Origin of the sequence: Aeromonas media (assembly GCF_000819985.1) — a bacterium.
Lineage (GTDB): Bacteria > Pseudomonadota > Gammaproteobacteria > Enterobacterales > Aeromonadaceae > Aeromonas > Aeromonas media.
Genome location: NZ_CDBZ01000205.1, coordinates 24,803 through 49,155, shown reverse-complemented (window position 1 = coordinate 49,155; position 24,353 = coordinate 24,803). Strand labels below are relative to the sequence as shown.

The window sequence follows — 24,353 nt, the reverse complement described above, 5'->3', positions numbered from 1 at the left end:
CCATGCTCCGCTCGGCAAGCTCGGGCGGGTTGAAGAGGGAAGGGCCGGGTACCGGCTTGTGCTGTCTATCCTGGCAGAGAATAAGCCGGATAGTTGTATGACAAGCGTGCGGCTCCTGCACAGCGCTCTTGCTCTCCTAACCCAGCTCTCGCAGTGGGAGACGCAGGGGAGAAGGGAACAAGGAGGCATAAAAAAACCGGCGCCATTGGCGCCGGTTTTACGATGGAAAACCCCGGGGGTTACACCACGCCCTGGCTGCGCAGGTAATCCTCGTAGGTGCCGCCGAAGTCGCGGATGCCGTTCTCGGTCAGTTCCATGATGCGGGTCGCCAGGGACGACACGAACTCACGGTCGTGAGAGACGAAGATCAGGGTGCCCTGATACATCTCCAGCGCCAGGTTCAAGGATTCGATGGATTCCATGTCCAGGTGGTTGGTCGGCTCATCCATGATCAGGATGTTGGGGCGCTGCATCATCAGCTTGCCAAACAGCATGCGACCCTGTTCGCCACCGGAGAGCACCTTGACCGGCTTCTTGATGTCGTCCTGGGTGAACAGCAGACGACCCAGCACAGAGCGTACCGCCTGCTCGTCTTCGTTGGCCTGTTTCCACTGGGCCATCCAGTCGAACACGTTGAGGTCGGTGTCGAAATCGTCGGCGTGATCCTGGGCGTAGTAGCCGATCTGGGCATTCTCGGACCACTTGATGGTGCCGCTGTCCGGCGCCAGCTCACCCATGAGGGTCTTGATCAGGGTGGATTTACCGATACCGTTGGTACCCAGAATGGCGACCTTCTCGCCCACTTCCAGCATCATGCTCAGGCCCTTGAACAGCGGCGCCTCACCATAACCCTTGGACACCCCTTCCACTTCCAGGATGTTGCGGTAGAGCTTTTTGTCTTGCTCGAAGCGGATGAAGGGGTTCTGACGGCTGGAGACCTTCACTTCCTCGATCTTGATCTTGTCGATCTGCTTGAGGCGTGAGGTCGCCTGGCTCGACTTGGAGGCGTTGGCACTGAAACGGGAGACGAAGGATTGCAGGTCTGCAATCTGGGCCTTCTTCTTGGCGTTGTCGGAGATCAGACGCTCGCGGGCCTGGGTGGCCGCCGTCATGTACTCGTCGTAGTTGCCCGGGTAGACGCGCAGCTCGCCGTAATCCAGATCCGCCATGTGGGTGCAGACGGAGTTCAGGAAGTGACGGTCGTGAGAGATGATGATCATGGTACTTTCACGATCGTTGAGCACCTGCTCCAGCCAGCGAATGGTGTTGATGTCCAGGTTGTTGGTCGGTTCGTCCAGCAGCAGGATGTCGGGGTTGGAGAACAGCGCCTGTGCCAGCAGCACCCGCAGTTTCCAGCCAGGAGCCACTTCGCTCATGGGGCCGTTGTGCAGCTCGATGGGGATGCCGGCACCCAGCAGCAGCTCGCCGGCGCGGGATTCGGCGGTATAGCCGTCGTATTCTGCGACCAGGCCTTCCAGCTCGGCGGCCTTCATGTAGTCGTCGTCGGTGGCGTCGAGGTTGGCATAGATGGCATCGCGCTCGGCGATGGCGGCCCACAGCTCGTTATGACCCATCATGACCACGTCCAGCACGCGCATCTCTTCGTAGGCGAACTGATCCTGGCGCAACTTACCGATGCGCTCGTTGACGTCCAGGCTCACATTACCGCCAGTGGGCTCCAGATCGCCGCCGAGGATCTTCATGAAGGTGGACTTGCCACAGCCGTTTGCGCCGATGAGGCCGTAGCGGTTGCCGCCGCCAAACTTGACGCTGATGTTCTCAAACAGCGGCTTGGCGCCGAACTGCATGGTGATGTTGTTGCTGCTTAACAAAGGAGATGTCCCGGGTTGTCTGTCAAATGGCGCGCATTATGGCACAGATCCCCCGAAAGTTTTAGCAAGAACTGTGATCGAGACCCATTGCAAGGGGGGAATGTGACGGGAAAGGCGCCACTCGCTGGTGGGCCGGGAAAGAGGCGGCGAGGGGGAATGCCCTGAATGAAAAAAGCCGGCACTGGGCCGGCTTGGGGGCGGTCAGACAACCTTAGTGGGCGGAGGCGCCGGAGGCACCGAGCCCGGTCTGGGAGCGGACGAACTGCGGGAAGAACTTCTGGTGTTCCTCGGAGGCGTTCTGGGACTTGTCGGTGACCGAGAAGAACCAGATCCCGATGAAGGCCAGCGCCATGGAGAAGAGCGCCGGGTATTCGTAGGGGAAGATCGCCTGTGCATGGCCCAGTACCTTCACCCACACGGTCGGGCCCAGGATCATCAGGGTCACGGCACTGATGAGCCCCAGCCAGCCACCATAGACGGCGCCGCGGGTAGTGAGACGGGACCAGAACATGGAGAGGAAGAGCACCGGGAAGTTGCAGCTTGCCGCGATGGAGAAGGCCAGACCCACCATGAAGGCGATGTTCTGCTTCTCGAACAGGATGCCCAGGCCGATGGCCACCACTCCCAGCACTAGCGTGGTCATCTTGGAGACGCGCAGCTCGTCGGCTTCGTTGGCCTTGCCTTCCTTGATGACGCAGGCATAGAGGTCGTGGGAGACCGCAGAGGCGCCCGCCAGGGTCAACCCGGCGACTACGGCGAGGATGGTGGCGAAGGCCACGGCGGAGATGAAGCCGAGGAACAGGCTGCCCCCCACGGCATCGGCCAGATGGATGGCTGCCATGTTGGTGCCTCCCAGCAGGGCGCCGGTGGCGTCCTTGAAGTCCGGGTTGGTGCTGACCAGCAGGATGGCACCGAAGCCGATGATGAAGGTCAGGATGTAGAAGTAGCCGATGAAGCCGGTGGCATAGAACACCGATTTACGGGCTTCCTTGGCGTCGCTCACGGTGAAGAAACGCATCAGGATGTGGGGCAGGCCGGCGGTGCCGAACATCAGCGCCAGGCCGAGGGAGATGGCGGAGATAGGGTCGGCCACCAGACCGCCCGGGCTCATGATGGCGGCGCCATTGGCATGAACCTTGACGGCCTCGCTGAACAGGGCGCCGATGTCGAAGTTGACGGACTTCATCACCATGATGGCCATGAAGGAGGCGCCGGAGAGCAGCATGACCGCCTTGATGATCTGGACCCAGGTGGTGGCCAGCATGCCGCCGAACAGCACGTAGAGCACCATCAGGATGCCGACCAGCACCACGGCCACATGGTATTGCAGGCCGAACAGCAGCTCGATGAGCTTGCCGGCACCCACCATCTGGGCGATGAGGTAGAGGGCCACCACCACCAGAGAGCCGCTGGCGGAGAGGCTGCGCACCGAGGTCTGCTTGAGGCGGTAGGAAGCCACATCGGCGAAGGTGTACTTGCCGAGGTTGCGCAGCCTTTCCGCTATCAGGAACAGGATGATGGGCCAGCCCACCAGGAAGCCGATGGAGTAAATGAGACCGTCATAGCCCGAGGTGTAGACCAGGGCGGAGATGCCGAGGAAGGAGGCGGCGGACATGTAGTCACCGGCGATGGCCAGCCCGTTCTGGAAGCCGGTGATGCGCCCGCCGGCGGCATAGTAGTCGGAGGCCGAGCGGTTGCGCTTGGAGGCCCAGTAGGTGATGAACAGGGTGGCGGTCACGAAGACCACGAACATCACGATGGCCGAGATGTTGAGGGGCTGGCGTTGCACCTCGCCGGTCAGCGCATCGGCCGCCAGCAGGGGGGTGGAGACCAGGCCGGTGAGCAGCAGCAGAGACTTGCCTTTCATGATTGCACTCCCTTGAGGATCTTCTGGTTCAGCTCGTCAAACTCGCCGTTGGCCCGCAGCACATAGATGCCGGTCAGCACGAAGGAGGAGACGATGAGGCCTACGCCAACCGGGATGCCGCGGGTGATGCTGGAGCCTTCGCTGAGCGGAGTGCCGAGCCAGCCCGGGGCAAAGGCGATGAGCAGGATGAACGCCAGGTAGAGCCCCAGCATCAGAATGGAGAGGGTCCAGGCGAAGCGCTGGCGTTTGCTGACCAGCTCCTGGAAGTTGGGATCTTGCTGGATCCTCAGATAACGTTGCTGTTCCATTGCAGTTCTCCGTGACGGTTGTGTCAGCTGTGATTGAAGGGTGTCCCTACCGAGCAGCAGACCTGCTCATGTAATCAAAATGTGAAGCAAATGTTATTTTCGAACAATTAGACTTTGGGATAAGCCAGAGGGCCACCCTGATGCAGGCGCAGAAAGATGAGGGCGGCGGCGGTGGCGTCACTCAGGGCGTCGTGCAGGGGCAGGGCCGGCAGTCCCAGATGCTGGCAGATGGCGGCCAGATGCAGATCGATGACGGCGTCAGGGTAGCGTCGGTAGAGGCGGTCATGATAGAGCCGGCTCACCTCCAGGCCGCGCTGGGGCAGGGTCAGCCCCCAGAGCCGCTGGCAGGCCAGGTTGAGAATGTGCAGGTCATAGGCGATGTGGTAACCCACCAGTTCACGGGGCCCGATGAAGGCAAGCAGCAGGCGCAGCGAGGCTTCCAGCGTCATGCCCTGTTGCAGATCCTGATGGCGCAGGCCGTGGATCACCACCGACTGCGCGCTCAGACTGGCCGGTGGCTGCACCCTGATGCTGAGGGCCTCTCCGGTCAACACCCGGTTGCCCTGGATGCGCACCGCGCCGATGGAGACGATCTCCGCCTTGGCAGGATCCAGGCTGGTGGTCTCGAAATCCAGCGCCACCCACTCCTCTCCTGGGGGGGTTGCAAAGAGCGGGGCAAACTCCCCGTCCCGGAAGGCTCTACCCAGCCAATGACGTCGCCAGCGGCGCAACATGGCTATTGCCTAAGACGAAAGTGCAAGGTGAGCCACTGCTGGAACTTCTTCACCTGATGCAGGGCATGGCGCAGCAGATCCCGCTCCCCGTGCGCGAGTTCGGTGACCAGTACCCGGCTGTCGCCATCCTTGAGCTGGCTGCGCAGCCGCAGCCGCACAAACAGCCGGAAGGCTTCCGCTAGGTTGGCCCCATAGTCGGGGCTGAGGCGCCCCATGGCCACCAGGGCATCGATCCGTCCCAGGGTCGAGGTCTCCAGCACTTCTGCCTCCAGGGCCAGCACCCGCAGGCCGTGCACCAAAGGGAAGAGGCCGCCCCGCTTGAGATCCAGCCCCTCGGGGGCCTGTTCCAGCCGGCCAAAGAGGGTGAGGGGGGTGTGGAAGGCGACCGCCGCCCGGGCCATCTCCGCCAGCAGATCCGGTCTGTCGGCCAGGCACTGTCTCAGGTGGCGGGCGAGGGGAGTAAGCAGAGGACGATCCCCCATGATGGCCTGGGCATCGGCCAGGGTGGCGAGCCACAGCAGATCGGCCTCGCTGGCACGCACGCACGCCTGCTCTATCTCGTCCTGCCACTGTTGTGCGCCCTTCACCCACTCCGGGTTGCTGACCATCACCCGCCCCGGGCAGGGGGGATAGCCCAGGCGCTCGAGCAGGGTGCTGAAGGCGGCCAGATCGGCCTGTCGAGCGGGCCAATCCAGGTCATCTCGCAGGATCAGGGCATTGTCCTGATCGGTCTTCTGGATCTGCTCGCCGCGTCCCTCCGAGCCCAGCATCAGCAGGCACACCTGCTCCTGCACCTCGGGGGGGATCACCAGGGCGAAGGCCTTGGCGATCAACTGCTCGTTGATGGTGGCGATGAGCTTCATCAGAAATAGGGTATGGATCCCCTGGGCAAACAGGGAGCGGGTCAGCTGTTGCTGCTCCCGTGCCACCGCCTCCAGTGCTGGCAAGCTGTCGGCTCGAGCGATGCGCAGGGTCAGCACATGGGAGTGGGTGGAGAAGAGCCCCAGCACCTGGGTCAGGTGAAGGATCCCCACCACTTCCTGCCCCTGCCAGATGACCAGCCGCTTGATGCGGTGGCGGGTCATCAGCAGCAGGGCATCGAACAGATAGCTGCCTTGCACCAGGCCGATCAGGGGGGCCGGGGTCAGCACCGCCAGCGGCGCCGTCAGGGGCAGTCCCTTGAGGGTCAGGGCATGGAGCAGGGTCTTGCGGGTGGCGAGGCTCAGACTGCCGTCAAAGGCGGGATAGAGCAGGCAGTCGGTGCCCCGGCTGGCCATGGCTTCGCTCGCGGCCAGCAGGCTGGTCTGGCTGTCCAGTTGCAGGGCTGGCTGCAGATGACCGGGGTCGATGCGAGTCAGAATGAATTCCGCCAGGTTCTGTTGCCCGAGCTGGCCGCGCCGCTCCTGCTCTCGTTGGCGCTCGGCCAGGGTTGCGGTGAAATAGTGTGCGAAGGGGGGGTGCGCGTCGCACAGCGCCTGGAAGGTGTCGCGGGGGATCAGTTGGCAGAGGGTGTCTTCCAGGGCGCTGAAGCGATGGCGGCAGCGGCCGTCGAACTGGGCGCGCACGTCGAACATGTCTCCCACGCCATAGTCGCCGAAGGGCTGGTGGGGCGCCGACTCCTCCACCGCGCCCTTAATGACGAGATAGAGGCCGGCGGGCTCGTCCCCGGGGTGCAGCACCGTCTGACCGGCGCGAAAGTAGCAGATGCTGAGGCGCTGGCCGAGTCGTTCACGGGCAGCCACGTCCAGGCAGTCAAACGGCGGGCGGGCAAAATCGAACAGGAGTGACATGGCTATTCTCGGCCGTGAGCATGGGGCCAGTCTGGCAAAGGGGCCGGCGCGGGGCCAGCCGACTTTAGTCGCAGAGCGGGGCTGGCCTCCCTGTACCTGTCGATCACACTCTGGTAACTTGTGGTATGACCAGTGTCGGCACAAGGAAGAGGAAGAAAATGGACAAGCCAAGGATCAGGTGCGAGATCCGGGACGGCATCGCCGAGGTGATGCTGACCCGGGGGGACAAGCTCAATGCGCTGGACAGGGCCATGTTTGGCGCCATCGACGAGACGCTGAACCAGTTGGCGCGGCAGAAGGGGCTGCGGGCGGTGATCCTGCACGGCGAGGGGCGGGCGTTCTGCGCCGGACTGGATGTGAAATCCATGCTGAGGCAGCCGGTGGCGGCCCTGGAAATATTGAGGCGCGAGGCGGATGAGGCGACCAACCTGGCCCAGCGGGTCGCCTACGGCTGGCACCAGTTGCCGGTGCCGGTGATCGCGGTGACTCAGGGGGTCTGTTTTGGCGGCGGCCTGCAGATCGCGCTCGGGGCCGATTTTCGCTTCAGCACCCCGGATTGCCGCTTCTCGGTGATGGAGATCAAGTGGGGCATCATCCCCGACATGAGTGGCAGCGTCACCCTGCGCAATCTGATGGGGGTGGACGTGGCCATGGAGCTGGCCATGAGTGGCCGCGAGCTGGATGCCCAGGAGGCCAGGGCGCTCGGGCTGGTGAGCCGGGTCTGCGAGGATCCCCTCGACGCGGCGCGGGAGTTCGCCAGTACCCTGATCACCAAGTCACCGGATGCGCTGGCGGGGATCAAGCAGCTCTACCATCAGGCCTGGGCCCGCAGCGATGAGGTGATGCTGAAAGAAGAGACCCGTTTGCAGCAGCAGATCCTGGGGCGTCCCAACCAGTGGCGGGCAACTCTCAACAGCCTGTTTCGCTGGCGCCTGCCGTTTGGACCCCGCCGCAACGCGCTCTGAGTTCGCATCATCAATGCAACGCAAATGAAAATGGCAGCCGAGGCTGCCATTTTGCATTGTGCCCTCTGATCACTTGGCAACGATATCCGGGTCTGCCTCGAAGGGATGGCCGGTTTGCTCGCGCATCAGGTTGACCTCGGCGCGGTTGTCAATCCAGTAGTCGGCGTTCTTGATGCCGAGTTTCTCCGGGTGGAATACGGGATCAATTCCCTGCGCCAGCTGTGCCTCGTAATCCTTGAGGCAAGCAAAGGCCGGTTTTTGCAACATCAGGATGGCACCGATGTTGAGCCAGGCCATCAGACCGACTCCGATGTCACCGAGGCCCCAGGCCAGATCGGCAGTCTTGACGGTGCCGTAGACGGTGGCAGCCATCAGCGCGATCTTCAACAGGAAGGTGAGCCAGGGGCGGTTTATCTTGCGGTTGATAAAGGCGATGTTGGTTTCGGCGATGTAGTAGTAGGCCACTATGGTGGTGAATGCGAAGAAGAACAGGGCGATGGCGACGAAGTAGTTGCCAAAGCCGGGCATCATGCTCTCCATGGCGGTCTGCACATAGCCGGGGCCGGCCGCGATGCCGGCGATGCCGGTATAGATGGCGGCACCGTCCGGACCCTGTACGTTATAAAGCCCGGTAATCAGCAGCATGAAACCGGTGGCGGAGCAGACGAACAGGGTGTCGATGTAGACGGAGAACGCCTGCACCAGGCCCTGTTTGGCGGGGTGGCTTACCGCTGCGGCGGAAGAGGCGTGTGGCCCCGTGCCCTGTGCCGCTTCGTTGGAGTAAACGCCACGTTTGACACCCCACATGATGGCCAGACCCAGAATGGCACCGAAACCGGCTTCCATCCCGAAGGCGCTCTTCCAGATCAGCAGGATCACACCGGGCAGTTGGCCGATGTTGAGGGCGATGATGACGCAGGCGACGATGATGTAGCCGAGCGCCATGAAGGGCACCACAGTACTGGCGAAGTTGGCGATGCGTTTCACGCCGCCGAAGATGATGAAGCCGAGCAGCAGCGCCAGACCGGCGGCGGTGACGTTCGGATCGATGTCAAAGGCGGTCTGCAGGCTGGAGCCGATGGAGTTCGCTTGCACCCCTGGCAGTAACACGCCGCAGGCGAAGATGGTGGCGATGGCGAAGGTCCAGGCGTACCACTTCATGCCGAGCCCTTTCTCGATGTAGAAGGCCGGGCCGCCGCGGTACTCGCCGTTGATCTTCTCCTTGTAGACCTGACCCAGGGTGGACTCCACGAAGGCGGAGCTGGCGCCGAGGAAGGCGACCATCCACATCCAGAACAGGGCGCCCGGGCCCCCGAAGGTGATGGCGGTGGCGACACCGGCGATGTTGCCGGTACCGACCCGACCGGCCAGGGTCATGGAGAGCGCCTGGAAGGAGGAGACACCGGCATCGTTGCCCTTGCCCTGGAACATCAGGCGTATCATGCCCTTCAAGTGACGCAGTTGCAGGAAACGGCTGCGCAGGGAGAAGTAGAGGCCCACCCCCAGGCACAGATAGATGAGCGCTGGGCTCCAAATCACGCCATTGATGGCATTGACGATCTCATTCATGTACAACAACTCCTTTGTTGCGCTGTCTTGGCGAGGTCTATATGCCTCGCTCCCTTAATATTGAAATATGCGGTGACCAAGGGGGTCACTCAGTATTGTGCGGGACTTTCGACTGGTTAGTCCGCGGGATTTAACATATCGGTTTGTATCGACCCTTCCTAGTGAAAAGTGTTGTCACTTTGTTAATTTGTGAATTGACATTAACAAATGGTGAATGGAACTGGACAAGATTCGGAACTTGCAGGTGCATGTTTGTCGTATCCAGGGTTCAGAGGGGATAATGCAAATGGGAGGCCAGGAGTGACAATGAAAGAAAATGACTACACCATTCGTCTCGCCGAGCAGGGGGATGGCGCCCTGCTGTCAGCGCTGTTCGCACAACTGGGGTATCCGACCCCGGGCGATACGGTGGACGGGCGGCTGGCTGAACCCGATCCGGCCCGGGAGGTGCTGGTGGCCCTCTATCATGGGGAGATGGTCGGGGTGCTGGTATGGCATAGGTTGCAGCCCATGCACCTTGCACCAGCCTGGGGCCTGATCTCGGCGCTGGTTATCGATGAAGGTGCAAGGGGCGGCGGCATGGGGGCCCGGCTGCTGGCGGCGGCCGAGGCGCGAGCGCTGGCCTCGGGTTGCAGCCAACTGGAGCTTTCCAGCAGCCTCAAGCGCGAGGGGGCTCATCGCTTCTACCTGGCGCAAGGGTATGGCGAGCGACCGAAACGGTTCGTGAAATTATTCTGATGCGGCATGAGGAGTCTGTGTGTTCTGGTCCAGGTTGAAAGCGGTATTCGGTCTTGCATCCCCTGCTGAGAGTCATGCCTTGGGAGCGCTGGAGTGGCAGCAGGCCTTGGCGGCCGTGCCCATCTTGCAGGGCTTCTCCGGGGAGGAGGAGGAGCAACTGATTGAACTGGCTCGCCACTTCCTCTCCCGCAAGACGCTGACCCAGCTCGGGGTCGAGCTTACACCCCGTCAGCAGGGAGTGCTGGCCCTGCAGGCGGTGCTGCCCATCCTGCACCTGGGGCTGGAGTGGTATCGCGGTTTTCACGAGGTGATCATCATCCCCGAACCCGTGACCCGCCGTCAGGAGGTGCAGGACGAGTTCGGGCTGGTGAGCGAGTTTGAAGAGGAGAACGCCGGCGAGTCCTGGCCCCAGGGACCCCTGGTGCTGGCCTGGAGCGAGTTGCAGCAGGATGGGGACTGGGATGGCTTCAACCTGGTGATCCACGAGCTGGCCCACAAGCTCGACATGCTGGGAGGGGATGCCGACGGGGGGCCGCCGCTCCCGAGCAGCATGGATCAGCGGCAATGGACCCAGGCGCTGCAGAGCGCGTTCGATGAGATGAATGCAGCGCTGGCCAGGGGAGAGGTAACGCAGATAGACCCCTATGCCGCCACGCACCCCGCCGAGTTCTTCGCGGTGTGCAGCGAGAGCTTCTTCACCGAGCCCCTGCGCCTGCGCGACACCTATCCGGCGGTATATGAGCAGTTCACCCGCTTCTACGGTCAGCAGCCTGCCGCCCGTTTTCCGGCCACCCGATTGCTGGCGGGAGATGGTGAGCTGCACAGCTGACTGGCGTCCCGGCGACAGAAAAACAAAAGGCACCCGAGGGTGCCTTTTGCATGGGCGCGAGCGCCGGGGCGCGGCAGATTATGCGGCAGCCTTGAGCTGGACTGCGGCGGCCTTCTTGTGATCGCCGATGGGCAGCACGGTGCGGCCGAACTGCTCGTTGATCACGGTGGCCATGGCCAGGTAGATGGCGCTGGCGCCGCAGATGATCCCTTCAAAACCGGCGATGGTGCCGATCAGGGTGCTGCCGGTGAAGTCACGGGCGGCCAGCAGGAAGAACAGCACGGTCAAGGAGGCGAACACGAACTGCTTCACGCGCGGGAAGTTGACGGTGCCCACCAGCATGAAGAGGGTGAACATGCCCCACATCAGCAGGTACCAGCCCATGTAGGCGTGGGGAGTGGCTTCGGCCAGACCCATGGTCGGCATCACCAGCAGGAACACCAGGCTCCACCAGAAGGTGCCGTAGGAGATGAAGGCGGTGACACCGAAGGTGTTGCCACGCTTGAACTCCATGATGCCGGCGATGATCTGGGCCAGACCGCCATAGCACAGACCCATGGCCAGGATCATGGCGCTGATGGGGAAGAAACCTGCGTTATGGATGTTCAGCAGAATGGTGGTCATACCGAAACCCATCAGACCCAGAGGGGCAGGGTTGGCCAATTTTTCGCTCACGTGGCGTTCTCCAAAAATAGAGGTGGGGGTTGATAAAAGACGCGCGATTTTAGGCAGGCTCTCGGCCCCGAGCAAGGGGGTGAGGAGGCTAAATGGTAAAAAAATGACAGGAAATTTTAAGTGACCAACCATTCGTGTCATTCAGGTAGACGACGGGTGAATGGATAACGTTTTCAATGTTGCTTTTTTGTATGAAAGGCTCCCGAAATGAAAACGGGTAACAAAAGGAGCGTCTGCCGCGATGACCGGTTTGCGGGCCCACCGCGCGCTGGAACAAGCGACGCCTGGGTTGAAAATTAATCTCATATGCCATCAGACAAGAGGTGTTCAGCACCACTTGATCCTCTGGAACCCTCTGCTGATTGACGGCATAGCCCCGACGCCAGGCAGAGGCGCCCTCAGGACCGGGCAGGGGCGTGGTGCTGGGTCCGACCCAGGAGACCGGCCAGCGGAGCCTGGAATCTTCCTTCAGGAAGCTCGAGGAAAAGGAAGGCGTGCATATCTGCTGCCAACCGGCTTGAGGGGAGCGCAGGTTTACAGAGGCGGTCTGCTCACCACCTGGAAGCTGGCCTGTGTGGGAGCGCCGGATTTTCCACCCGCCCATGGGGTGGGTTGGTGCTTATGCGCAAAGGATGGTGCAGGGCCAAGGGCGTGTGGCCAGCAAGGAAGCAAGCAAAGAGGCGAGCAGAGAAGGGAGCAGAAAGAGGGGCTGAGAGCGCGAGCCAGAAGGGGGAATCCCCCCTTCGCGGGGCCATCATCGCGGCTCAATTATCCAGGGTGAGGACTACCTTGGCCTCCTTGTCGCTCTCCTTGACCTGACTGTCGAGCACGAACAGGCGATCCGGCGTGATGCCCTGAGTATCCACCAGGTACTCCTTGGTGTTCTGGGCCCGGCGCATGGCGAGGTTGCGCAGGGACTTGGCGGTGATCAGCTGCTGGTCCCGCAGCAGGATCACCGCCTGGGTGCGCAGGGCACCGCTCCCTTCATCGAGTTGCAGCCGGTCGGCCAGGGTGCCGAGATCTTCGTTGAACTTGGCCTCATAGGCCTCGGCCAGGGCACTCTGCAGGGCGGGGTCCTGCTCCAGCAGGGCGAGATCCACCGGGTTGCCGGTCAGCTTGGCCAGCACCCGCTCCAGCTTCTGGCGCTGCAAGATGGGGCGCTCCTCGTTGAAGTTGACCTTGCCGCGGATGTTCATGCTGAGCCTGGGTCTGTCTTTCAGTGCCTGAGCCAGGGTGGTCAGCTTGCTCTGCTGGCTAGGGGTGAGGGCGGGATCACCGGGCAGGAAGGGGAGCTCATCGAGATCCTTGGTGCCCCCTGTCAGGGAAGCCAGCAGGGAGAAGGGGGAGGTGATGGCCTTGCTCAAGGTGTTGCCGAGCACGTCCCAGAAGATGTTGCCCAGGCTGAAATCCGGCTGATCCAGGTTGCCCTTCACCTTGAGGTTCATCTTGATGACGCCGCTGGCGTCGCTCAGCAGGGCGATGGCGAGCCCCAGCGGCAGATCCCTAGCCTGCTCGCTTTTGACCTTCTCGCCGAGTTGCAGCTTCTTGATGGTGATGTCGTTGTCTCCCTCCAGCCGGTTGCCTTGCAACTTGTAGTTGAGCTTCATGGAGAGCTGCCCCTTGTCGATGGCGTAGCCGGCATAGGTGCTGGAGTAAGGGGTGAAGGTGGTGAGCTCCAGGTTGTTGAAGGCCACGGCGACATCGAGCACGGGATCGTCGATCAGCAGGTTGGCGCCCCCCCGGATGGTCACCGGGGCGTATCTGTCCACCTTGCCATGAAAGGCGAGCTCGGAGCGTTGGCCCGGTGTGTTGCTGATGTGGCGGTTCTGGCCCTCAAGGGAGGCGATGTCCACCACGAATTCCGGGCTCAGGCTGCGGTCGGCGAAACGCAGGTTGCCCTGGGTGGTGCGGACCTGGTCGATGAGGATATGCGGTGCGGGCGCGCTCTGCTTGCTGGCCGGTTGCGGCAGCAGCAACTGCTGGACGTTGGTGACGCCCGTTTCGCTTATCTCGATGCGGGCGAAGGGCTTGCTCAGCAGGATGTCGGCAATCTTCAGCTGCTGGCCGATGCCGTCATAGTGCAGCCCGCTCAGTTGCAGCTTGTCTATCTGCAGCAGGCGCTGGTTGTCGGCCCGATCCAGCACATCGAGCCCCTCGATGTCGAGTCCGCCACTGACGTCCAGCTTGCTGAGGGCCCCCTTGTCGTTGGTGGCCAGGTCCAGTCGGGTGCGGCTGGCAAGCATGCCGTCCCGCACGCTGATGCGCAGCAGATCCTGCAGGTAGGGCTGCGCCAGGGTGAGCGGCAGGCCCTGCTGCTTGAGGGTGCCGTTCAGGGCGAAGGGGCCAAGATCCAGGGTGCCATCAAAGGCCACCGTCGCCTGGGGAGGGAGTGTGCCGGCCAGGGTGAGGGGGCTGGGTTGGCCGGTCTGGCTGCCGAGGGGGCCCAGGGTGAGATCCAACCCGGAGAGCTCCCGCAGCAGGGGCTTGCCGCTACTGGACTCGGTCAGCTTGAGTGCCCCTTGACTGATGCGGGCCTGTCTGAGTTGCCAGCGCCAGGGCTTGCTCGCTGTCGGCTGTTTGGTCGCCGCTTTGGTGCCGGGCGGCGAGATCAGCAGCGCGGCCAAGTCCAGTTGCTGCTTCTCATCGAGCACGGCGGTGACGGCGGGGGCCTTGAGAGTGGCGGTATCCAGCTCAAGGCTCTGCTTGCTGCCATCGACCCGGATCCCGGTCAGGGCCAACTGGTTGAAGCGGGCAAATTCGCCGCCCTTGGCACCCTTGAGCTGCCAGTTGGCCAGGGTCAGCCTGCCCTTGGCGATCTGCCATGCCAGACCCTGCTTGCCGGATGTGAGCCGATACGCCAGCTCGGCGCTGGCCTCTCCCCTGGCCAGTGTGGCCTTGACATAGGGTGCCCAGAGAGGAGCGAAGGGAGCGATCGCCAGCTTGCCGAGGCTGAGCTGCCCCTTGCCAGTCCCCGTGATGATGTTGAACTCGCCGTCGGCCTTGAGTGGGCTCTTCTCATTGAGGGTCGCACTCAGCTGATAGCGGTTGAGGGCCGACGGCGCGCTGGAAAAATCGGGCAGCTGCAGGGCGAGCTTGCCAAGGGTGAGGGGCGGCACCCAGCCCGGACTGCGCTGCTTGCGGCTATCCCTATAGTGAAATTGCCCCTGGGCCAGGGCCAGCTTGCTGATGCTCACCACCAGGGGCTCGCCGGTCGATGCTGCCTGCTCCCTGGTTTGCAGGGAGTCGAGCAGGGGGGCTAGGGCCTCGGTCAGATTGAAGCGAACCTCTCCCTTGTTATCCGCCAGGCGTACCAGACTCACCTTGGGGGTGGTCAGGGTCAGCTCCTCCAGCACCAGGACGCGCTGGTGCCAGCTCTCCTTCAGCCTGGGGATGAGTCGCAGCTCTTCGAACGACACCAGGGGCTGCTGCCGCTCATCGAGCAGGGCGCTGGGCCCCAGGGTGAGGGAGGGGGAACGCAGCCCGACCTCTATCTTCCCCAGGGTGAGCTGCAGACCATAATGGGTGGCGAGCCAGCCCGGCAGGTGGCGCTGGATGAGGTTGGGGGCTTGCCAGAGCAAGATGGAGAGGGAGACGAGCAGGGCGGCGCAGAGATAGAGGGCGTAACGCAACAGGCGAGCGGGCAGAGGCTTGAGCATGATGGTCTCCATTGGATGCGCACATGGTAGCAATAAATCGGGCCCTGTTCATGGAAAGGACTCATGAGGTGCGCCGCACTCTGACCGCCTTGGGGAAATATTGCGCGATCCAGGCCAGGTTTCGCCCGTTGGCAAGCACCAAGGGTACCCAGGCATGCCGCGACTGACTGACTGGCGTGGTGGGGTCATGGGGGTATTTTGCCAAGATCTGGGCCGGGGCTTGCCATATGGGATGCACCTTTGCGACATAGGGGACTCCGGGGGCGAGATGCCCCCAGATTCAGTCAATCCCCGTCGGTTTTCAAGCCGCTCAGTGACTGGATGCAGCGCTGCTCCGCGGCGTCGAGCTCTGCCATCACCATCTGGATATCTTCGAGCTGCTGGCGCAGGGAGTGACGCCTGGCCTCGATGAGCTGGATCATGGAGTGCAGCTGCATCCGGCTCGAGCGGTCGGTGTCATACATGTCGAACAGCTCGCGGATCTCCGCCAGGCTGAAGCCGAGCCGCTTGCCACGCAGGGTCAATTTCAGGCGGATCCTGTCCTTGTGGCTGTAGATGCGGGTCTGCCCCTCCCGGGCCGGGGTGATCAGCCCCTCGTCCTCGTAGTAGCGGATGGTGCGCGGGGTGATGTCGAACTCCTGAGCCAGCTCGGAGATGCTGTAGGTTCTCTCCTTGCCGCAGAAACTGCCGCCTCTCATGGCCTGATCCTGCATGGGTCAACCTCCTGACATGACGACATGCTGCCGCTCTTCTCCCCGGCGGGGGCGCTTTCAGGGGTCATGGCACTCTCCTTGTGCTATCTCATCGAGTCCTGGCTGCAGCTCTCTGGCCCTGGCATGGAGCGCCTGCCCGACTCGCGAGCCGTTGGGACGGCCGAGCTGCTCGCTCACCCACTGACCGGTGGCGGCCAGCTTGTCGAGGTTTACCCCCGTACTCATGCCAAGGCCGTGCAGCAGATAGACCACCTCCTCCGAGGCGACGTTGCCGGAGGCCCCAGGGGCATAGGGGCAGCCACCCAGCCCTGCCACCGAGCAGTCTATGGTGCGGATGCCGCGCTCGAGTGCCGGCAACAGGTTGGCGAGCCCCTGGCCATAGGTGTCGTGAAAATGCACCGCGAGCCGGCCGGCCGGGACTTCGTGCAGCACCGCATCCAGCATGGGGGCGACGGTGCCCGGGGTGCCTGTTCCTATGGTGTCGCCGAGGGATATCTCGTGGCAGCCGAGATCCAGCAGCCGCTCGGCCAGGGCGGCGACCCGTTTCGGGCGGGTCGGGCCGTCATAGGGACAGGCGATGACGGTGGAGAGGTAACCCCGCACCTTGATGCCGAGGCGGCGAGCCTCAGCTACCAGAGGGGCGAAGCGGATCAGTGACTCTTCGACGCCGATGCCGATGTTGGCGCGGGTGAAGCCGTCTGAGCAGGCGGTGAAGAGGCCAATCTCGTCGACCCTGGCCTGGATCGCGGCCTGCAGGCCCTGCAAATTGGGCACCAGGGCACCATAGCGGGTCGCTCCCTTGCGCGGCAGGGCCTTGAACAGTTCGGCGGAGTCCGCCATCTGCGGCACTCGTTTCGGGGAGACGAAGGCCCCCACCTCGATCCGCTGCAGGCCGCTCTCTGCGAGGCGGTTGATAAGCAGAAGCCGCTGCGCCAGCGACAACAGGCGGGGTTCGTTCTGCAGGCCATCCCGCGGCCCCACCTCCACCAGGCTGACCCTGTCGATGGGGGTGCCATGCTCCTTGCTCATGCTGCACCTCCCTCGGCGTTCTCTGTGCTCGGGTCGGCAAAGTGCACCAGGACGGCGCCCTGGCTCACCTGATCCCCCTGGCGGCAGGAGAGGGCGGTGATCACCCCCTCCTTGTCTGCTTTCAGGACGTGTTCCATCTTCATCGCCTCCAGCACCAGCAGGGATTGCCCCTTGCTGACGGATTGCCCGACCTCGACCAGCAGTGCCACCACCATGCCGTGCATGGGGGCCACGGCGCCCTGGGCCGCGTCGTGATCATGATGCGGTCTGTGGCGTTGATCATCGGCGGCGAACGGAATGCGCCGGCCATCCAGCTGCAGCACGAAAGCGCCCTCTGCCGCCGGGATGACGGGGCAGCGTACCCAGCGGCCCGCCCGCTGCAGGCGGACAAAATCAGTGCCCAGCTCATAAGGGTAGGTTTCCCCTTGCCATGTGAGCCGACCGGCGCGCTCGGCAAGGGTCAGCACCCGGGCCTCTTCGCCGATCCGCACCGCCGCCGTCAGGCTTCTGAGGTCGCCCAGCCGAAAACCGGGGGCCTGCTGCCAGGGGGAGGGGCCGGTGCGGCTGGCGAGCCAGAGGGTGGCGAGCGGCCAGGCGAGGGTCGGGGTGGCCAGCGATTCGGTCGGAATGGGCCACTGGGTGTGGTGTGCCATGGCCAGTACGTCCGGCTCCTCGCACAGGCGCAGCAGCAGCGGGCCGTTGTGCACCAGGGGGCCGAGACTCAGGGCCGCCAGGGCATCGGCCAGCCTGGCGAAGGCCTCGGCCCGGCTCTGGCCGTGGGCGACCAGCTTGGCGATCATGGGATCGTAATAGGGGCTGACTTCATCGCCAGCGGCGACGCCGGTGTCGATGCGCACCCCCTGTGGCCAGTGCAGCCACTGGATGGGACCGCTGGCGGGCAAGAAGCCTGCCCCGACGTCCTCGGCGTAGAGGCGCGCCTCCACCGCATGGCCGCGCAGCACTACCTCTTCCTGAGTCAGCGGCAGCGGCTTGCCCTCGGCGACCGCCAACTGCCAGGCCACCAGATCCTGGCCGGTGACGGCCTCGGTGACCGGGTGCTCCACCTGCAACCGTGTGTTCATCTCCATGAAGAAGAACTCGTCCCCGCACAGCAGAAATTCGATGGTACCGGCCCCTACATAGTCGATGGCCCGGGCGGCGGCCACGGCGGCCTCGCCCATGGCGCGGCGAAGCGTGGGTGCTATATCCGGCGCGGGGGCTTCTTCTATTACTTTCTGATGGCGGCGCTGCAAGGAGCAGTCCCTGTCCCCCAGATAGATGGCGTTGCCGAGGGTATCGGCGAAGATCTGCACCTCCACATGGCGGGCCCGGGGGAGGTAGCGCTCGAGCAGCACCCTGTCATCCCCGAAGGCGGCCAGGGCTTCCCGTTTCACCGCCGCCAACGCGGCGTCAAACTCGCCTGGCTGTTCGACCCGGCGCATCCCCTTGCCGCCGCCACCGCTGGCGGCCTTGATAAGGAGCGGGAAGCCGACCAGGTGTGCCTGATCACGCAGCAGCGCCGCTCCTTGATCTGCGCCGTGATAGCCGAGCAGCACGGGGACGCCGGCCGCCTGCATCAGCGCCTTTGCGCCGGACTTGTCCCCCATGGCGAGGATGGCGGCGCCACTTGGGCCGATAAAGCGCAGCCCCTGGCTGGTGCAGGCGCTGGCAAAGTTGCTGTTCTCCGACAGAAAACCGTAGCCGGGGTGCACGGCGTCGGCCTCGGCCGCGTTGGCAATCTTCAGCACCTTGGCCGCGTCGAGGTAGCTTTCCCGTGCGGGGGCGGGCCCCAGGTGCCAGGCCTCGTCCGCTTCCCGCACATGCATGGCGCGAGCGTCGGCGTCCGAGTAGAGGGCTATGGTGTGAATACCGAGGCGGCGGGCGGTCTGGATGATGCGCACGGCGATTTCGCCTCTATTGGCGATCAGCAGGCGTTTGATGGGAGCCTGATGTGTCATGTCTGCTCCTGGTGAATAAAGGCAAACTCGTTCATGAAGAGATCGAGGGGGGCAAGGCGTTGCTCCGCCCCCCGGTTATCCTCGCCGCGGTTGGCGACAAGAAGGCGTTTGATGGGCTGGTATTGAGTCATGTTTCATCCTTGAAACGGGGGCGCCAGCTGGGGGGGCGCTTGTCGAAGAAGGCCTGCATCCCCTCCTGGGCTTCGAGTCCGACCCGTACCCGGGCTATGGTCTCGACGGTGATCTCTTCGTGCTGATGACCGGGCTGGTGTTCGATGGCGGCCAGCAGCCGCTTGGTCTCCTTCATCGCCTCCGGGCCGTTGCGGCACAGCCGCATGCCCAAGGCCCGGCCCTCCGAGAGCAGCTGATCCGGCGTGCAGAGCCGGTGCGCCACGTTGAGGCGGCAGGCAGTGATGGCATCGAAGGGCTCGGCACTCAGCATGTAGCGGCGGGCCTGACGCATTCCCATGGCGCGTACCACATAGGGGCTGATCACCGCAGGTACCAGCCCCAGGCTCACCTCTGAGAGACAGAAGCGGGCGTCGTCGCTGGCCAGTACGATGTCACAGGCACAGAGCAGACCGAGGGCACCGCCATAGGCCGCCCCCTGCACCAGCGCCACGGTGGGGAAGGGGAGCTCGTCCAGGGCTTGCATCAGCCTGGCCAGTACCCGGGCATCTTCCCGGTTCTTTTCAAACGAGGTGGGATCGAAGTCGCCCTGAAGCTGGTTGCGCATCCAGTTGAGGTCGGCGCCAGCACAAAAGTGCCGGCCCTCTGCCCGCAGCAGCAGGACGTGGGGACGTTCTGCCAGCGGCTGGCCGTGGCGATGGGCCAGATCATCGAGGCAATCGAGCAGTTCCTGCATCAGATCGGCGTCGAGGGCGTTGTGGCGGGCGGGGCGTGCCAACACCAGCTCAACCAGCGGACCGTGGCGCTCCAGCCGACAGCCTGCCAGGGGGTCATTGTACAGTGGGTCGGACATGTCGAACTCCTTACATCCGGAAGATGCCGTATTGCTCGGGCCCGGGATTGGCTCCCTGGCAAGCGGCCAGCGCCAGGGCCAGCACGGTGCGGCTCTGGGCAGGATCGATCACGCCATCGTCCCAGAGACGGGCACTGGCGTAGTAGGGGTGACCCTGGCATTCATACTGTGCGATGACCGGGGCGCGGATGGCATCCGCCTCCTGCTCGTCCAGGGTCTTGCCGTCGGCCGCCAGCTTGTCCCGACGCACCTGCACCAGCACGTTGGCCGCCTGCTCGCCCCCCATGACGGAGATGCGGCTGTTGGGCCAGCTGAACAGAAAATCGGGCTCATAGGCGCGGCCGCACATGCCGTAGTTGCCGGCGCCGAAGCTGCCCCCGACGATCAGGGTTATTTTGGGCACCCGGCTGCAGGCCACGGCGGTGACCAGCTTGGCACCGTGCTTGGCGATCCCCTCCTTTTCCGCCTGGCTGCCCACCATGAAGCCGGTGATGTTCTGCAGGAACAGCAGGGGAATGGCGCGCTTGTTGCACAGCTGGATGAAGTGGGCCCCTTTCTGGGCGCTGTCGCTGTGGAGCACGCCGTTGTTGGCGAGGATCCCCACGGGCATGCCCTGGATGCGGGCAAACCCAGTGACCAGCGTGGTGCCGAACAGCGACTTGAATTCATCGAACACGGATCCATCCACCAGGCGGGCGATGAGTTCCCGGGCGTCGTAGGGGCGCTTGAGGCTGGTGCCCACCAGGCCGTAGAGCTCCTCGATGGGATAGAGCGGTTCGTCGTAGGTTGGTGCTGAGCTTGCGAAGTCCAACACCGGAACATCTCTCGATTGCGAGGGGGGATCCCCAAGATTGCCAACCAGGGTGCGGGCGATGGCCAGGGCATGGGCATCGTCCTCGGCCAGGTGATCGGCCACCCCGGAGTGGGCGCAGTGCACCAGGGCGCCCCCCAGGGCCTCGGCGCTGATCTCCTCGCCGGTGGCGGCCTTGACCAGCGGCGGGCCCGCCAGAAAGATGGTGGCCTGTTCCCTGACCATGATTGACTCGTCCGCCATGGCGGGCACGTAGGCGCCGCCTGCGGTACACAGCCCCATCACCACGGCCAGCTGGGGGATGTTCTGGGCCGACATGCGGGCCTGGTTATAGAAGATGCGGCCAAAATGGTCCCGGTCGGGGAACACCTCATCCTGCATTGGCAAGAAGGCACCGCCGGAATCCACCAGATAGAGGCAGGGCAGGCGCAGCCGCTCGGCGATAGCCTGGGCGCGCAGGTGCTTTTTCACCGTGAGCGGGTAATAGGTGCCTCCCTTGACGGTGGCGTCGTTCACCACCAGCAGGCAGAGCCGGCCCGCAATCTGGCCCAATCCGGTGATGATGCCGGCGGCGGGCACCGGCTCGTCATAGACCTGCCAGGCGGCCAGCGCCGAGAGCTCGAGGAAGGGGGAGCCAGGGTCCAGCAGCTGGTTGATGCGCTCGCGGGGCAACAGCTTGCCACGCCCCTGATGGCGGGCGTTGTTGGCCACGCCACCGCCCAGGGCTATCTCGGCGAGGCGGGCGTTGAGATCCTCGACCAGCCCCTGCATCGCTGCCCTGTTGGCGGCAAACTCGGCGCTGGTGGTATCCAGGCGGGAGTGGATCTGGCTCATGCGATCTCTCCCATCTGGTTGTTGTTGCCGATGGCAGGTGACAAAGGGAGCAGCATCATGCGTTATCTCCCATCAGCTCGCGGCCGATGAGCCAGCGGCGGATCTCGGAGGTGCCGGCGCCTATCTCGTAGAGCTTGGCGTCCCGCAGCAGACGACCGGTGGGGTATTCGTTGATATAGCCATTACCGCCGAGCAACTGGATGGCATCGAGCGCCATCTGGGTGGCGTTCTCGGCGGCAAAGAGGATGGCGGCGGCGCAATCCTTGCGGCTGGTGTGGTCCTGGTCGCAGGCGCTTGCCACCGAATAGACCAGGGCGCGGCTGCTGGCGAGCCGGGTATACATGTCGGCGAGCTTGCCCTGCACCAGCTGGAAGTCCCCTATGGCCTGGCCGAACTGCTTGCGCTCGCGCACATAGGGCAGCACCACGTCCATGCAGGCCTGCATGATGCCAAGGGGGCCGGCGGCCAGCACCACCCGCTCGTAGTCGAGACCGCTCATCAGCACCCGGGCCCCGCCGTGCAGGGCGCCGAGCAGGTTCTCTGCCGGCACGGCGCAGTGGTCGAACACCAGCTCGCAGGTGCTGGAGCCGCGCATGCCGAGCTTGTCGAGCTTCTGGGCCGTGGTGAATCCCGGGGTGCCCGCCTCGACGATGAAGGCGGAGATCCCCTTGGCCCCGGCGGCCGGATCGGTCTTGGCATAGATGACGAAGGTGTCGGCATCCGGACCGTTGGTGATCCACATCTTGTTGCCATTGAGCACGAAGTGATCGCCCTCGCGCACGGCGGTCAGGCGCATGCTGACCACGTCGGAGCCGGCCCCCGGTTCGCTCATGGCAAGGGCCCCCACGTGCTTGCCACTGACCAGATCAGGTAAATAGCGGGCCTTCTGATCAGGGGTGCCGTGGCGGTGGATCTGGTTGATGCAGAGGTTGGAGTGGGCGCCGTAGGAGAGGCCGACCGAGGCGCTGGCGCGGCTCACCTGCTCCATCACCAGCACATGGGCCAGATAGCCGAGGCCCACCCCGTCATACTCTTCCGCCACCGTAATGCCGTGCAACCCGAGCTCACCCATCTGTGGCCAGAGGTCGCGCGGGAAGGCGTTGCTCTGGTCAATCTCGGCGGCGCGCGGCGCTATGACTTGCTGGCAGAAGGCCTCGACCTGCTCGGTCAGGGCGCGGAGGGTTTCATCCATCAGGGCATGCATCCTTGCTCTCCTTGGTTTGTGGTGCTCACCGGTGCCACGCTCCCGAAAAAGGAGGGTTAACTGGTCAGTCCATTTGTGATTTAAGTTTACGTTAGCGTAAACGTAAATGAATTGTTAGTCTAAGGTAAATTCGTTGAGTGCCGACTGCAAGGGGCATTCCCCGTGCGGGCAAACACAAGGAGTGAGCAAGATGAGCAGCGAGTGCATCCGGCCTGCCGGTCTGCCTGAGGGGGCCTGGCGTAGTGCCAGCCAGTGTGCAGCCAAGGAGAGTGCGGCATGAGCCAATACCACACCCAGTACGGCGATCTGCCGCTCTATATTGGCGGCGAGGCGTACTCCTCCGCGAGCGAGGCCTGGATCGAGGTGACCAACCCGGCGGATCAGAGCCTGCTGGCGCGGGTGCCGAGGGCCACCGCCGAGGAAGTGGAGCTGGCGGTGCGCCGCGCCCAGCAGGCCTACCTGCTGTGGCGAGAGGTACCGGCCCCCGAGCGGGCCCGGGTCATGTTCAACTATCAGCATCTGCTGAAAGTCCATCATGACGAGTTGGCGACCCTGCTGGCCCGGGAGACCGGCAAGAACCTGGCGGATGCCAAGGGGGACGTCTGGCGCGGCATCGAGGTGGTGGAGCAGGCCTGCGGCATTGCCAGCCAGACCATGGGGGAGACCATGGGCAACGTGGCGCGCCGGGTGGATGGCCACTCCTGGGTGCAGCCGCTGGGGGTCTGTGTCGGCATCACGCCGTTCAACTTCCCGGCCATGATACCGCTGTGGATGTTCCCTTTGGCGGTGGCTTGCGGCAACGGCTTTGTACTCAAGCCTTCCGAGCAGGATCCCCTGACCCCCATGCGCCTGGCCGAGCTGTTCACCGAGGCGGGGGCACCAGCGGGCATCCTCTCGGTGGTGCACGGCGGCGCCGAGCAGGTGGATGCGCTGCTGAGTCATCCGGATGTGAAGGCGGTCAGCTTCGTCGGCTCGGCCCGGGTCGGGGCGCACGTCTATCGCACCGCCACCGAACACCTCAAGCGCGCCCAGTGCTTCGTCGGTGCCAAGAACCACATGGTGATCATGCCGGATGCCAACAAGGCGCAGGTGCTGAGCAATCTGGTGGGAGCAGGGGTGGGCGCCGCCGGTCAGCGCTGCATGGCCATCAGCGTGGCGGTCTTCGTGGGCAGTGCCCGCGACTGGATCCCGGAGCTTGCCACCGAGTTTGCCAAGGTGAAACCCGGGGTCTGGCACGATCCACAGGCGGCCTACGGCCCTCTTATCAGCCCGGAAGCCAAGGTACGAGTCGAGGGGCTGATCGAAGCAGGCATTGAGGAAGGGGCCGAGTGCCTGCTGGACGGCCGCTTCTGTGACGTGCCCGGCTACCCGGTGGGCAACTGGGTGGGACCCACCCTGTTTCGCGGCGTGACCCCCAGGATGCGCATCTACCAGGAGGAGATCTTCGGCCCCGTGCTTGCCTGCCTGGAGGTGGAGAGCCTGGACGAGGCGCTGACCCTCATCAACACCAACCCCTACGGCAATGGCACCTCGATCTTCACCGGCTGCGGCGCCGCGGCCCGCAAGTTCCGTCACGAGGTGGCGGTGGGCCAGGTGGGGATCAACGTGCCCATCCCGGTGCCGCTGCCGTTCTTCTCCTTCACCGGCTGGCGTGGCTCCTTCTACGGGGATCTGCACGCCTACGGCAAGCAGGCGGTGCGCTTCTACACCGAGACCAAGACGGTGACCGAGCGCTGGTTCGACGAGGACATTCCCAGCGGCCCCAACATGACTATCCACCTGCGTTGACGGCGGGATGCAGCAAATGATGTCCGGGCCATGGCACCGGGCACTCGGATTGAACGAACAAGCACAAGGAA

General features: G+C 63.9%; 19 protein-coding genes. 4 read left to right on the top strand and 15 right to left on the bottom strand.

The window, feature by feature from the left end:
- Window positions 1-239 precede the first annotated feature (239 nt).
- The 5 genes from BN1127_RS18190 to BN1127_RS18170 form a co-directional block, all read right to left on the bottom strand.
- Window positions 240-1,832, bottom strand: a complete 1,593-nt coding sequence (locus BN1127_RS18190) for an ABC-F family ATPase (protein WP_042650382.1) — start codon at window positions 1,830-1,832, stop codon at window positions 240-242.
- Between the two features lie 211 nt (window positions 1,833-2,043).
- Window positions 2,044-3,699, bottom strand: coding sequence for a cation acetate symporter (locus BN1127_RS18185; protein WP_042650381.1), 1,656 nt, complete (start codon window positions 3,697-3,699; stop codon window positions 2,044-2,046).
- Window positions 3,696-4,007, bottom strand: a complete 312-nt coding sequence (locus tag BN1127_RS18180; protein WP_005324119.1) for a DUF485 domain-containing protein — start codon at window positions 4,005-4,007, stop codon at window positions 3,696-3,698. The genes BN1127_RS18185 and BN1127_RS18180 overlap by 4 nt, the downstream gene beginning before the upstream one ends.
- Before the next feature lie 107 nt (window positions 4,008-4,114).
- Window positions 4,115-4,741, bottom strand: a complete 627-nt coding sequence (locus BN1127_RS18175) for a 3'-5' exonuclease (RefSeq protein WP_042650380.1) — start codon at window positions 4,739-4,741, stop codon at window positions 4,115-4,117.
- Between the two features lie 2 nt (window positions 4,742-4,743).
- On the bottom strand, window positions 4,744-6,531 hold the full coding sequence (locus BN1127_RS18170; protein WP_042650379.1) for a putative nucleotidyltransferase substrate binding domain-containing protein: 1,788 nt from the start codon (window positions 6,529-6,531) through the stop codon (window positions 4,744-4,746).
- 158 nt (window positions 6,532-6,689) lie between these two features.
- On the opposite strand from BN1127_RS18170, the gene BN1127_RS18165 reads away from it, so the two are divergent.
- Window positions 6,690-7,496 (top strand): crotonase/enoyl-CoA hydratase family protein, encoded by an 807-nt coding sequence (locus BN1127_RS18165; RefSeq protein ID WP_042650378.1) that lies wholly within the window; start codon window positions 6,690-6,692, stop codon window positions 7,494-7,496.
- Between the two features lie 69 nt (window positions 7,497-7,565).
- On the opposite strand, the gene BN1127_RS18160 is transcribed toward BN1127_RS18165, so the two are convergent.
- Window positions 7,566-9,065, bottom strand: a complete 1,500-nt coding sequence (locus BN1127_RS18160) for an alanine/glycine:cation symporter family protein (protein WP_041205868.1) — start codon at window positions 9,063-9,065, stop codon at window positions 7,566-7,568.
- Window positions 9,066-9,371: 306 nt separating this feature from the next.
- On the opposite strand from BN1127_RS18160, the gene BN1127_RS18155 reads away from it, so the two are divergent.
- A complete protein-coding gene (locus tag BN1127_RS18155; RefSeq protein WP_042650377.1) occupies window positions 9,372-9,803 on the top strand; it encodes a GNAT family N-acetyltransferase in 432 nt (143 codons plus the stop codon).
- A 19-nt stretch (window positions 9,804-9,822) separates the two neighbouring features.
- Entirely contained in the window at window positions 9,823-10,632 is an 810-nt protein-coding gene (locus BN1127_RS18150; protein WP_042650376.1) for a M90 family metallopeptidase, read from the top strand.
- Window positions 10,633-10,710: 78 nt separating this feature from the next.
- Here BN1127_RS18150 and BN1127_RS18145 read toward each other — a convergent pair whose 3' ends face one another.
- From BN1127_RS18145 to BN1127_RS18110, 9 genes are all read right to left on the bottom strand, one after another.
- Window positions 10,711-11,307 carry an acetate uptake transporter gene (locus BN1127_RS18145; protein ID WP_005315399.1) on the bottom strand — a complete coding sequence of 199 codons (597 nt, stop codon included), beginning with the start codon at window positions 11,305-11,307 and terminating at the stop codon, window positions 10,711-10,713.
- A 764-nt stretch (window positions 11,308-12,071) separates the two neighbouring features.
- Entirely contained in the window at window positions 12,072-14,975 is a 2,904-nt protein-coding gene (locus BN1127_RS18140; RefSeq protein WP_171268979.1) for a DUF748 domain-containing protein, read from the bottom strand.
- Between the two features lie 272 nt (window positions 14,976-15,247).
- Entirely contained in the window at window positions 15,248-15,676 is a 429-nt protein-coding gene (locus tag BN1127_RS18135; protein WP_005324139.1) for a MerR family transcriptional regulator, read from the bottom strand.
- A gap of 57 nt (window positions 15,677-15,733) precedes the next feature.
- Window positions 15,734-16,705: a hydroxymethylglutaryl-CoA lyase gene (locus BN1127_RS18130; protein ID WP_042650375.1), complete on the bottom strand. Its 972-nt coding sequence runs from the start codon at window positions 16,703-16,705 to the stop codon at window positions 15,734-15,736.
- Entirely contained in the window at window positions 16,702-18,663 is a 1,962-nt protein-coding gene (locus tag BN1127_RS18125; protein WP_042650374.1) for an ATP-binding protein, read from the bottom strand. Before BN1127_RS18125 ends, BN1127_RS18130 begins: the two co-directional genes overlap by 4 nt.
- Complete coding sequence (locus tag BN1127_RS23005) at window positions 18,660-18,794, bottom strand: hypothetical protein (protein ID WP_263685432.1); 135 nt, start codon at window positions 18,792-18,794, stop codon at window positions 18,660-18,662. The genes BN1127_RS18125 and BN1127_RS23005 overlap by 4 nt, the downstream gene beginning before the upstream one ends.
- Complete coding sequence (locus BN1127_RS18120) at window positions 18,791-19,645, bottom strand: enoyl-CoA hydratase-related protein (RefSeq protein WP_042650373.1); 855 nt, start codon at window positions 19,643-19,645, stop codon at window positions 18,791-18,793. Before BN1127_RS18120 ends, BN1127_RS23005 begins: the two co-directional genes overlap by 4 nt.
- 10 nt (window positions 19,646-19,655) lie before the next feature.
- A complete protein-coding gene (locus BN1127_RS18115; protein ID WP_042650372.1) occupies window positions 19,656-21,290 on the bottom strand; it encodes a carboxyl transferase domain-containing protein in 1,635 nt (544 codons plus the stop codon).
- A gap of 55 nt (window positions 21,291-21,345) precedes the next feature.
- Entirely contained in the window at window positions 21,346-22,494 is a 1,149-nt protein-coding gene (locus BN1127_RS18110) for an isovaleryl-CoA dehydrogenase (protein ID WP_042650371.1), read from the bottom strand.
- 276 nt (window positions 22,495-22,770) lie between these two features.
- Here BN1127_RS18110 and BN1127_RS18105 point away from each other — a divergent pair, with 276 nt between their 5' ends.
- Window positions 22,771-24,282, top strand: a complete 1,512-nt coding sequence (locus tag BN1127_RS18105) for a CoA-acylating methylmalonate-semialdehyde dehydrogenase (protein WP_042650370.1) — start codon at window positions 22,771-22,773, stop codon at window positions 24,280-24,282.
- Window positions 24,283-24,353 lie beyond the last annotated feature (71 nt).